At 68.7% G+C, this 11,124-nt stretch carries 8 protein-coding genes and 1 pseudogene; 6 read left to right on the top strand and 3 right to left on the bottom strand.

Annotated elements, in window-relative coordinates:
• Positions 1-438 (bottom strand): annotated as a pseudogene (locus ACOJSF_RS00580) (hypothetical protein); the annotation flags it as partial.
• Between the two features lie 221 nt (positions 439-659).
• On the opposite strand from ACOJSF_RS00580, the gene ACOJSF_RS00575 reads away from it, so the two are divergent.
• The 5 genes from ACOJSF_RS00575 to ACOJSF_RS00555 all read left to right on the top strand — a co-directional run bounded on the left by ACOJSF_RS00575 (position 660) and on the right by ACOJSF_RS00555 (position 6,124).
• Entirely contained in the window at positions 660-1,808 is a 1,149-nt protein-coding gene (locus tag ACOJSF_RS00575; RefSeq protein WP_420140299.1) for a glycoside hydrolase family 43 protein, read from the top strand.
• A 10-nt stretch (positions 1,809-1,818) separates the two neighbouring features.
• Complete coding sequence (gene xylB / locus ACOJSF_RS00570) at positions 1,819-3,270, top strand: xylulokinase (protein ID WP_420140298.1); 1,452 nt, start codon at positions 1,819-1,821, stop codon at positions 3,268-3,270.
• A complete protein-coding gene (xylA, locus tag ACOJSF_RS00565) occupies positions 3,270-4,586 on the top strand; it encodes a xylose isomerase (RefSeq protein WP_420140297.1) in 1,317 nt (438 codons plus the stop codon). The genes xylB and xylA overlap by 1 nt, the downstream gene beginning before the upstream one ends.
• A 174-nt stretch (positions 4,587-4,760) precedes the next feature.
• Positions 4,761-5,315, top strand: coding sequence for a dCTP deaminase (gene dcd, locus ACOJSF_RS00560; protein WP_420140296.1), 555 nt, complete (start codon positions 4,761-4,763; stop codon positions 5,313-5,315).
• 35 nt (positions 5,316-5,350) lie between these two features.
• Positions 5,351-6,124, top strand: a complete 774-nt coding sequence (locus ACOJSF_RS00555; RefSeq protein WP_420140295.1) for an acid phosphatase — start codon at positions 5,351-5,353, stop codon at positions 6,122-6,124.
• A gap of 21 nt (positions 6,125-6,145) precedes the next feature.
• Here ACOJSF_RS00555 and ACOJSF_RS00550 read toward each other — a convergent pair whose 3' ends face one another.
• Positions 6,146-7,795 carry an alkaline phosphatase family protein gene (locus ACOJSF_RS00550; RefSeq protein ID WP_420140294.1) on the bottom strand — a complete coding sequence of 550 codons (1,650 nt, stop codon included), beginning with the start codon at positions 7,793-7,795 and terminating at the stop codon, positions 6,146-6,148.
• Positions 7,796-7,884: 89 nt separating this feature from the next.
• Positions 7,885-10,212, bottom strand: a complete 2,328-nt coding sequence (locus tag ACOJSF_RS00545) for a ribonuclease R family protein (protein WP_420140293.1) — start codon at positions 10,210-10,212, stop codon at positions 7,885-7,887.
• A gap of 87 nt (positions 10,213-10,299) precedes the next feature.
• Here ACOJSF_RS00545 and mtgA point away from each other — a divergent pair, with 87 nt between their 5' ends.
• Positions 10,300-11,031 carry a monofunctional biosynthetic peptidoglycan transglycosylase gene (mtgA, locus tag ACOJSF_RS00540; protein WP_420140292.1) on the top strand — a complete coding sequence of 244 codons (732 nt, stop codon included), beginning with the start codon at positions 10,300-10,302 and terminating at the stop codon, positions 11,029-11,031.
• The last annotated feature ends 93 nt before the right edge of the window (positions 11,032-11,124 follow it).

The raw sequence follows: 11,124 nt of genomic DNA, 5'->3' as shown, positions 1-11,124 counted from the left end.
TGAAGCGGGCTTGTCGGCCGGCGTGGCCTCTCCCTTCTGGTCGGCGATGACCGCGCCGATTTTCTTGCGGCCGAAGAAGGCCGCGACACCCGCCGCGACCGCGCCCAGGAAACCGGCGCCGATCGCGACCTGCTTGGCATTGACCGACGGCGCGCTGGCGCGGCTCGCGCTGCTCGCGCGAGATTTGGCGGCGGCGCGCGGCTTGGCCGCCGCCGGACGGCCGCGCTTGGCGGCGGGCTTGCGTGTGGTCGTGGTGGTGCGTTTGGCCGTGCCCGACTTGGCGGCGGCGGGGCGCCCGCGCTTTTTCGGCGCGGCCGTACCCTCCCCGTTCGACGCGGCGGGCGAGGCCGCCGTCGCGCGGGCGGCGCGCTTGCGGCGCGGCTTGGGCGCGTCGGTCGTGGTTGCGGGGGTCTCGCCGCCAGTTTCAGTATCGGCCATCCAGCATCTCCGTCGAAAGAGCTCGGGCGGTGAACAGTCGCGGCCACGAACGGTTCCGAAACGATCGCACCATCGCGGCGATGATGCTTGATCCTTGCCGTCCAGGCGGTATGTTACCGCTAACACTTTCGCTGGGCGGCACATCGGGGCAATGGTCTTTGCCCCGTCCAAAAGCTGGCCTAAGCGTGGCGGGACAAAATAGCGAAACTCAGGAGGGTTGAATGGCCGTTGGAAAGTTCGGGCGGGTCGCGATCGCATTGTCGCTGATGCCGCTGCCGCTGGCATGCAGCGCGAGCGACGACGGTGCCGCCGCGAACAACCAGACGGCCGCCGCCGGCGCGCCGAAGGTGCCGGCACGCTCGCCCGACGGGCGCGGCTATCTGTCGCAGCCGCTGGTGACCGAAATCTACACCGCCGATCCCTCGGCCCACGTCTTCGACGGCAAGATCTACGTCTACCCTTCGCACGACGTCGAAACCGACATCCCGAACGACGACCTCGGCAACCAATATGCGATGCACGATTACCGCGTCCTGCGGATGGACCGGGTCGGCGCGCCCGTCACGATCGGCCCCGTCGCGCTCGACGTGAAGGACGTGCCCTGGGCGTCGCAGCAGATGTGGGCGCCCGACGCCGCATTCCGCAACGGGACCTATTATCTGTTCTTCCCGGCGCGCGATAAGTCGAAGGACAAGAACGGTCTCGGCGCGTTCAAGATCGGCGTCGCCACCTCGGACAATCCGATGGGCCCGTTCAAGGCCGAGCCGGAGCCGATCAAGGGCTCCTTCTCGATGGATCCGGCGGTGTTCGTCGACGATGACGGCGCGGCCTACATGTATTTCGGCGGCATCTGGGGCGGCCAGCTCCAGCGCTGGAAGGACGGCAAATATGATCCGAACGGGTCGGACACCGATCTGCAGCAGGACGACAAGCCGGCTCTGTCGGGCCAGGTCGTCAAGCTGACCGGCGACCTCAAGCAGTTCGCGGAAAAGCCGCGCAACGCGGTGATCCTGGACGAGAAGGGCAAGCCCGTCCTCGGCGGCGATCACGAGCGCCGCTTCTTCGAGGCCTCCTGGACCTTCAAGAAGGACGGCAAATATTATTATACCTACTCGACCGGCGACACGCACTTCATCAACTATGCGGTCGGCACGAGCCCCTACGGCCCCTTCACCTACAAGGGCCATATCCTGAAGCCCGTGCAGGGCTGGACCACGCACCATTCGATCATTCAGCATGACGGCAAATGGTGGCTGTTCTACGCCGATACGCAGCTGTCGGATAAGAACCACCTGCGCAGCGTCAAGGTGACCGAACTAACCTTCAACCCCGACGGGACGATCAAGACGATCGATCCCTTCACCAAGTAAGCGGGCAGGCATGTTCCTAGGGATCGACATCGGCACGTCGGGCGTGAAGGCCGTGGTGATCGCGGCCGACGGATCGGTCGCGGGCCAGGGCACCGCCGCGCTCACCGTCACGCGGCCGCAGCCTCTCTGGTCCGAACAGGCGCCAGAGGATTGGTGGACCGCCACGCAGGCGGCGGTCCGCGCGATCGATCCGGCGGTGCGCCGCGCGGTGCAGGGGATCGGGCTCGCCGGGCAGATGCACGGCGCGACCCTGCTCGGCGCGGATGACCGGCCGCTCCGCCCCGCGATCCTCTGGAACGACGGGCGCAGCCACGAGGAATGCGCGGAGCTGGAGGCGGCGGCCGATTTCCACGGGATCGGCGCCAACCTCGTCATGCCGGGCTTCACCGCGCCCAAGCTCGCCTGGGTCCGCAAGCACGAACCCGCCATCTTCGATCAGGTCCGCACCGTCCTGCTGCCCAAAGACTATGTCCGCCTGCGCATGACCGGCGACAAGGCGTCGGACATGTCGGACAGCGCGGGCACGCTGTGGCTCGACGTCGGCAAGCGCGACTGGAGCGATACCCTCCTCGCCGCGACCGGGCTCACGCGGGACCAGATGCCCGCTCTGTTCGAAGGGTCGGCGATCACCGGCATGTTGCGTCCCGAAATCGCCGAATTGTGGGGCATGGAGCCGGTGCCCGTGGTCGGCGGCGGTGGCGACAATGCCGCCGGCGCGGTCGGCGTCGGCGTGGTGGCGGACGGCGACGCCCTGCTCTCGCTCGGCACGTCGGGCGTGATCTTCGTCGCCACCGACGAATTACGCCCCAACGTGGCGGGCGCGGTCCACGCTTTCTGCCACGCTCTGCCCGCCATGTGGCACCAGATGGCGGTGCACCTGAGCGCGGCCGCCTGCATCGACTGGGTGGCGAAGCTGACCGGCGCCGCCAACGCGCCCGAACTGTTCGCGCGCGCCGAGGAGACCGGGCCGGCGGCGGGCAAGGAACTGTTCCTGCCCTACCTCTCGGGCGAGCGCACGCCGCACAATGACGCGCTGGTGCGCGGCGCCTTCCTCAACCTCGATTATGAAACCGGGCCGGGACGCCTGGCGCAGGCGGTGCTGGAGGGCGTGGCCTTCACGCTCGCCGACGGGCTCGGCGCGCTGCGCGACGCGGGCACGACGATCGACCGGCTCGCGGTCATCGGCGGCGGCGCGCGTTCGGCCTATTGGGGCCGGATCATCAGCGCCGCGTTCGATACGCCGCTCGTTTACCTGCGCGGCGGCGAGGTCGGCCCCGCGCTCGGCGCGGCGCGGCTGGCGCAGGTCGCGGTCGACCGCGCCGATCCGCGCGACGTGTGCGTGCCGCCCCCGGTCGAGCGCGTCGTCGAACCCGACGCCCGTGACGTCGATCTCCTTGCTCCGAAAAAGGCCGCGTTCCGCGCCGCCTACCCCCACATCAGTCCGAAAGTGAAAGGCCAGTAATGTCCATCCAGCCGACCTATTTCGCCGATATCGCGCCGATCACCTTCAAGGGGCCGGACACGAACGACGAGCTCGCCTACCGCTTCTATGACAAGGACCGGGTCGTGCTCGGCAAGCGGATGGAGGATCACCTTCGCTTCGCCGTCTGCTTCTGGCACACCTTTTCGTGGCCCGGGAACGACATCTTCGGCGCGGGCACGTTCAAGCGCCCGTGGCTCGCCGGCGCGATGGACAGCCAGGCGGCGGCGGTGAAGCGGACCGAAGGCTTCGACTTCATCAAGAAGCTCGACGTGCCCTTCTACTGCTTCCACGACGTCGACGTAATGGCGACCGCCAACAACGCCGCCGAACACACCAGATATCTGGCCGAGGCGGTCGACGATTTCGAACGCCTGCAAAGCGAGACCGGCATCAAGCTCCTGTGGGGCACCGCCAACCTGTTCAGCCACCCGCGCTTCATGGCGGGCGGCGCGACCAACCCGAACCCGGAAGTGGTCGCCTTCGCCGGCATGCAGGTCCGCCAGATGCTCGACGCGACGCATCGCCTGGGCGGCGAGAATTACGTCCTGTGGGGCGGCCGCGAGGGCTATGACACGCTCCTCAACACCGACCTGAAGAAGGAGCTCGACCAGCTCGGCCGCTTCCTCAACCTCGTGGTCGAGCACAAGCACAAGATCGGCTTCAAGGGCACCGTCCTGATCGAGCCGAAGCCGCACGAGCCGACCAAGCACCAGTACGACTTCGACACGGCGACCGTGTACGGCTTCCTCAAGGCCTATGGCCTGGAGAACGAGGTCAAGGTCAATATCGAGGCGAACCATGCCACGCTCGCCGGCCACACGTTCGAACATGAGCTGGCGATGGCCAACGCGCTCGGCATCTTCGGCTCGATCGATGCCAATCGCGGCGACCACCAGAATGGCTGGGACACCGATCAATTCCCCAACTCGGTCGAGGAACTGACGATCGCGATGGTCGAGGTGATCCGCGCCGGCGGCTTCACCACCGGCGGCTTCAACTTCGATTCGAAGGTGCGCCGCCAGAGCGTCGACGCCGCCGACCTGTTCTACGGCCATATCGGCGGGATCGACGTGATCGCGAAGGGCCTGCTCAACGCGGCGGCGCTGATCGAGGACGGCCGCGTCGATGCGATCCGCAAGGACCGTTACGCCGGCTGGGGCAGCGATCTGGGCCAGAAGGTCGCGAGCGGCTCGCTCGCCGACATCGCCGACCTCGCCACGTCGCAGAACCTCGACCCGCAGCCGAAGTCCGGCCAGCAGGAGCGTCTGGAGAATTTGTTCAACCGCTTCTGCTGAGGCGCGACACCTCTTCCCGTCATGCCGGGCTTGTCCCGGCATCCACCTCAACTCCCGCGACGCCGGTGCGGAGGGAAGGTGGGCCCCGGAACATGTCCGGGGTGACGGCTTGGGGGCTTGCCGGTTCCCGTCCATCCGGCAACAAGCGGCTTCCAACCCCAGCCAAGGCCGCCAATGTCCATTCTTTCCGACCGCTGGATCCGCGAACAGGCCACGACCAGCGGGATGATCGAGCCGTTCGTCGAGGCGCAGCGCCGCGACGGCTGCATCAGCTACGGCCTATCCTCCTACGGCTATGACGCGCGCGTCGCCGACGAATTCAAGATCTTCACCAATGTCGATTCGGCGACGGTCGATCCCAAGGATTTCGCCGCAAACAGCTTCGTCGATCGCAAGACCGACGTGTGCATCATCCCGCCCAACAGCTTCGCGCTCGCGCGCACGGTCGAATATTTCCGCGTGCCGCGCGACGTGCTGGTCATCTGCCTCGGCAAGTCGACCTATGCGCGTTGCGGGATCATCGTGAACGTCACGCCGCTCGAACCCGGTTGGGAGGGGCACGTCACGCTCGAATTCTCGAACACGACGCCGCTTCCCGCCAAGATCTACGCCAATGAAGGCGCGTGCCAGTTCCTGTTCCTCCAGGGCAATGAGCCGTGCGAGGTCAGCTATGCCGACCGCGCGGGCAAATATATGGCGCAGACCGGCGTCACCCTTCCCCGCCTTTGATCGAGCACGAGGCCGCGCCGCAAATGCATGACGGATTGAAGATCGCCCCCCTGCTCGCGGCCGCCGTCATGATGGTCGCGGCGGCCGAACGGCCCGGATATCTTGCCGAGACGGTCGATCTGACCGCGGTCGTCCCGCCCCCGCCGGTGAAGGGCGACATCCGCTATGAGGCCGACCGGCGTGTCTTCAAAGCGACGCGGCGGCTCGCCGGAACCCCGCGCTACGGGCTCGCGGCGGCCGACGTCGCATCCGCGACCCCGCAGGTGATGAAGGATTTCAGCTGCGCGGCGGGCGTCACGCTGTCGCCCGAGGCGACGCCCCTCACCTATCGGCTGCTGACCAACGCCACCGCCGACACCGCCCGCGCGAACAATGCGGCGAAGGACCGGTGGAAGCGGCTGCGCCCGTTCCTGATCGACAAGGGCGCAATCTGCGAGGCGCGCGAGGAACTCGGCAAGAGCTATGATTACCCGTCGGGGCATACGACGCGGGGCTGGACATTCGGGCTGATCCTGTCCGATCTCGCGCCCGACCGCGCGATGCCGATCCTCGCCCGCGCACGCGCTTATGGCGAGAGCCGCATCGTCTGCGGCGCGCACAATATGAGCGCGGTCGAGGCCGGCCGGCTGGGCGCCACCGTGACGATGCAGGCGATCCGCCAGTCGGCCGCCTACCAGGCCGATGCCGCCGCCGCGCGGGCCGAACTGGCGCACGCACGCGCCAATCCCGCGCTCGCACCCGATGCGGGTTCCTGCGCCGCCGAGGCCGCGCTCGTGCAGCCGTCGGTGATCGCGGGCGTAAAACGCTAGAGCGCGATCCTCTCGCGCCGGTCAGGGGCAGGTCCGCGCCACCTGCTTCAGGCATGTCCCGTCGACCTCCGGCGCCGGCACCCCCGTGACCGCCGCCAGCGTCGGGGCAATGTCGATCGTCTCGGCCGGCTCCGCCCGCTCCTCGGACGAAACGCCGCGCCACCAGAACAGGATCGGCACCTGCCGGTCATAATCCCACGGCGTGCCATGTCCTGCCACGCTCGACGCGGGCTTGCCTGGAATGCCGAAGCTGACGTGCGGCTTGTACGCGACGAAGATGTCGCCGCTGCGATCCGGCACGTAGCTTTCGTTGAACCGCTCGAGCAGGGTCAGCTCGGTCACCGGCTTGCCGCGTGGCGGCTTGGCCGCCGCCACCTCCGCGCGGCCATGCGCCGCCGCCACCTCGGGCCGCTGCCGCAACCACGCGATCGCCGCCTGTTCGATGCGCGCGAAGTCGGGCGTGCCCGGCGCCGCCTTGATGTAAAGCTGCTGCAGGTCATCGGTCGCGATCGGATCGGCGATGCCGAGCCGGGCGCGCAGCGCGGCCTTCATCTCCGCGCGGAAGGCATCGCTGTCGAGGCGATAGGCGTCGGCATGCTGCGCCTTGGCGCGCTCGGCCGCGTCGAAACCGCCATGGTCCGCGCTCAGCAGGACCACATAGGGGCCGCGCAAGGCGTCGAGTTGCGCGAACAATTCGCCCAGCGTCTTATCGAGCGCCGCCATCTGGACGCACTCCTCCGGGCCGCCATTGCCGAAGCGATGGCCGATCGAGTCGGTGGCGGAGAAGCTCAGCGCCAGCAAATCGGTGGCGCGCCCCCTGCCGAGCCGGCGCTGCGTGATCACCTGCTTGGCGAAATCCAGCGTCAGCCGGTCGAGCATCGGCGATCCGCGCACCTGATCATGAAAGGCCGACGTGCCGAGGTAATCGGGCGCGGCCATCGCGGCCACCGCGATGTCAGGCGGGACATGGCCGTTGCGCGTGATCCGGCCGAACGTCTCGTCCTTCTGCAGCGCGCGGCAGGCGGCGGAAATGTCGGTCGGCCACAGCTGCGGCTTGGTCCGCGCCCATGCCTTCGCGATGCCGGCGTTGAAGCGCTCGGCCGGCACGGTGACGTCACGCGTCGCGGGGCCCGCGTAGGACGAGGTGGTGAAGCCCTTGCCGTCCTGCCACCAATAGACCGCGTCGACCTTGTGCCCGCCCATCATGATGGCCGACCGGTCCTTGCCCGAAATGGACACGACGCGCGCGCGCGGCTCGGCCTGCTTCAGCCATTCGCCGAACGTGCTGGCGCGCAGATTCTGCGGGCCGCGCGCATCCTTGTCCGCGCCCGGCACGGTCACGCAGTAAATCTCTTTCCACGTCGTGCGGTCGAGCCAGTCATTGGCCGGAATGCCCGTGCCCGACGGATGACGCCCGGTCAGCAAAGTCGAATGGCCGGGACAGGTCTCGGTCCCCGCGTGGCTCTGATAGCCGGTGAAGGCGATGCCGTCCGCCATCCGCCTGAGGCCCTGCGTGAAGGTCGGGCGATAACGCCGGAATAGCTCGTCCGAAAACTGGTCGACCGAGATCGCGACCACCAATGCCGGTTTCGCGGGCGGGGGCGCCGCCACGCCGCCGGCCCCGGCCAGAACAGCCGCCGCCGCCGCAAGGCCGCGCATGATCGATCGCATTCGGGAATGTCCTTTCCGCGCAGGCACCTGACGCCGCATCATGACAGCCCCATGACGCGCGTGCCACGCTGCGGCAATCCCGTTGCGCGTCAGCGCCGCCGGTTGCTGTGGCGGATATTGCCCGGCCGGCCGCGCCGGTTGATCATCCGGTCCTTGCGCGCCTGACGCGGCGAGGTCGTGCCGCTTTCCCCCTCCGTGCCGTCCACCTCGAACCGCAGCGCGCCCGAAATCGGATTGGCCTCCGCCAGCCGCAGCTTGAGCAACATGCCGGACGTGTACCGCGTGCCCGTCTCCTCGCCCTCCAGCGCGTGCGCCGCCTCGTCATAGCGGAAATATTCGCGGCCCAGCGTCGAGACCGGCACCAGCCCGTCGCCCCCCAGCCCCACCACCGTCGCGAAGAAGCCGAACGCCTGCACGCCCGTGATCCGCGTGTCGACCAGATCGCCGACGCGTGTCGCCAGATAGGCCGCGACATAGCGATCGATCGTCTCGCGCTCCGCCTCCATCGCGCGCCGTTCGGCGGCGCTGATCAGCTCGCCGATCCGCGCGAGCCCCTCCGCATCCGCCGCCGGCAGCGCGGTCTGCTTCTCGGCGGGGTCGAGCCGATCGGCGCCGACCAGCGAGCGGTGGACGAGCAGGTCGGCATAGCGCCGGATCGGGCTGGTGAAATGCGCGTAGCTGCCCAGCGCGAGGCCGAAATGGCCCGCATTGGTCGGCGCGTAATAGGCCTGCGTCTGCGTGCGCAGCACCTGCTCCATGATCTGCGGGCGCTCGTCCCGCTCGCCGACCAGTTCCAGCAGGCGGTTGAAGGTCGCCGGGCGGATCACCTGCCCCATCGCGAAGCTGATCCCGAACGTGTCGAGATACTCCTTGAGCGCGACCAGCTTCTCGCGGCTCGGCGGCTCGTGCACGCGGTACATGACCGGCGCCTTCTTCGCCTCCAGCGCCTTGGCGGCGGCGACGTTGGCTGCGATCATGAAATCCTCGATCAGCCGATGCGCGTCGAGCCGCTCGCGCGGGGCGACCGACAGGATGCGCCCCTTCTCGTCGAGCATCACCCGCCGCTCGGGCAGATCGAGGTCGAGCGGTTCGCGCTTGTCGCGCGCCCTGGCCAGCACCCCCCATGCGGCCCAGAGCTGTTTCAGCGCCTCTATCACGTCCTTCGACAAGCTCGGGACGAGTGGATCGGGGGCCGGCCTTCCTGTTTCCCCGTTCGTGCCGAGCGAGGTCGAAGCACGGGCCTCCTCACCCGCATCGATCGCCGCCTGCGCATCCTCGTAAGCGATGTTCGCCGCCACCCGGATCACCGCGCGGGTAAAGCGCCACGCCGTCATCGCCCCGCGCGCGTCGAGCGTCATGTGGCAGACGAGCGCCGCGCGATCCTGCCCTTCTTTCAGCGAACAGATGTCGGCCGACAATTCCTCGGGCAGCATCGGCACCACGCGGTCGGGAAAATAGACGCTGTTGCCGCGCCGCCGCGCCTCGCGGTCCAGTTCCGATCCCGGCCGGACGTAGAAGCTGACGTCCGCGATCGCGACGATTGCGCGGAAGCCGCCCGGATTGGCGGGATCCTCGTCGGGCGCGGCCCACACCGCATCGTCATGGTCGCGCGCGTCGGCCGGATCGATCGCGACGATCGGCAGGTGGCGCAGGTCTTCGCGGCCGCCTTCCCCGATGGCGCCCAGCGGCTCCTTCGCCATCCGCTCGGCCTCGGCGATCGTCTCCTCGTTGAAACGGTCGGGGATGCCATGTTTGTGGATCGCGATCAGGCTGAAGCTGCGCGGCGCGAACGGCTCGCCCAGCCGCTCGACCACGCGCGCGGTAATGCGCGGCGGCCGCCCGGCCTTTTCCGCCAGCACGAGGTCGCCCGGCCGCGCCTCGCCCGCGTCGGATACGGGCAGTTCGCGCCGCTCGCGCTTGTCGACGGGCTTCAGCCACAGCCGGCTGCCTTCCTCGTGCAGCACACCCAGCACCTGCTCCTCGCCCTTGGCCAGCCGCTTCATCGGATGCGCGACCCAGCCTTTGCCCGCCTCCTCGGTCCGCGCGAGGATGCGGTCGCCGACGCCCAGCGCCGCGCCGCGCTTGCCGCGCTCGATCACGCGCAGTTTCGGCGCGGGGACGTCGGCATGCCAGCTTTCGGGCACGGCCGACGCCTGCCCGCTGTCGTCGACGTCGACGATCCGCAGCACCGTCACCTTGGGCACGCCCCCCATCTTGTGGAAGGCGCGGCCCGGCGCGCTGTCGATCAGTCCTTCGTCGGCCATGTCCTTCAGCAGGGCCTTGAGCTGGATCTTCTCGTTGCCGTGCAGCCCGAACGCCTTGGCGATCTCGCGCTTGCCGGCGGGCTGATCGCTGCCGGTGATGAAGTCCAGGATCTGCTGGCGGCTGGGAAGGCCGGGGGTCGGGCGGCGGGGCATGAACGATCCTTAGGGTTTGATCCGCCCGTGGGAAAGCGGCGGCGCACGGCCGTTGTTCCGCCCGCGCGGCTTGGCTAACAGCCGGACATGCCCTCGCCCGCGCGCGCACGGCCCGGCCGTCGCTCCCCGTCCGCATTCTCCTGGCCGCGCCGCATCCTCCGCTGGCTGCTGCGCGCGCTGATCGCATTCGTGCTCGGCTCGATCCTGTGGGTGCTGGCCTATCGCTTCGTGCCGCCGCCCGTGACGATCACGATGCTGGGCGATCTGTTCGGCGGGCACATGATCACGAAGGACTGGATGCCGCTGCGCCGGATCGATCCGAACATGGCCCGCGCGGCGATCGCGGCGGAGGACGGCAATTTCTGCACGCATCACGGTTTCGATCTGACCGCGATCCAGAAGGCGTTCGAGGGCAATGCCGCCGGCCGCCGCCTGCGCGGCGGATCGACCGTCAGCCAGCAGACGGCGAAGAACGCGTTCCTGTGGCAGGGCCGTTCCTACCTCCGCAAAGGGCTGGAGGCGTGGTTCACGTTGCTGATCGAGACTTTGTGGACCAAACACCGGATCATGGAAGTCTATCTCAACATCGCCGAGACCGGCATCCACACCTATGGCGTCAATGCGGGCGCGATGCGGTACTTCCACCACGACGCGAGCCGCCTGACCCCGACCGAGGCCGCACGCATCGCCGCCGTCCTGCCCCTCCCCGCCAAGCGCGAGGCGATCGCGCCGTCGGGCGCCACCCGCCGCTACGGCAACGCCATCGTCCGCCGCATCGGCATCGTCCATCGCGGCGGCTACGACGCCTGCCTGCGGTAGGGGCTTCCCACCCACCCGGCCGGGGCGAGCGGGGCCCGTCCGGCTTCACCCCCACGCCGTTCGGCCGGTGGCGGTGGGATCCCCGGGCTTGGG

It is taken from the genome of Sphingomonas sp., from assembly GCF_048594985.1.
Classification (GTDB): Bacteria; Pseudomonadota; Alphaproteobacteria; order Sphingomonadales; family Sphingomonadaceae; genus Sphingomonas_I.
Note: the sequence above shows the minus strand (reverse complement) of the source record. Positions and strands in the feature narration are given on the sequence as shown.

Bases quoted from the DNA above. Each gene is read 5' to 3' on its own strand.
- mtgA (WP_420140292.1), top strand. From the start codon at position 10,300: ATGCCCTCGCCCGCGCGCGCACGGCCCGGCCGTCGCTCCCCGTCCGCA.
- ACOJSF_RS00575 (WP_420140299.1), top strand. From the start codon at position 660: ATGGCCGTTGGAAAGTTCGGGCGGGTCGCGATCGCATTGTCGCTGATG.
- xylA (WP_420140297.1), top strand. From the start codon at position 3,270: ATGTCCATCCAGCCGACCTATTTCGCCGATATCGCGCCGATCACCTTC.
- ACOJSF_RS00550 (WP_420140294.1), bottom strand. From the start codon at position 7,795: ATGCGATCGATCATGCGCGGCCTTGCGGCGGCGGCGGCTGTTCTGGCC.
- xylB (WP_420140298.1), top strand. From the start codon at position 1,819: ATGTTCCTAGGGATCGACATCGGCACGTCGGGCGTGAAGGCCGTGGTG.
- ACOJSF_RS00545 (WP_420140293.1), bottom strand. From the start codon at position 10,212: ATGCCCCGCCGCCCGACCCCCGGCCTTCCCAGCCGCCAGCAGATCCTG.
- dcd (WP_420140296.1), top strand. From the start codon at position 4,761: ATGTCCATTCTTTCCGACCGCTGGATCCGCGAACAGGCCACGACCAGC.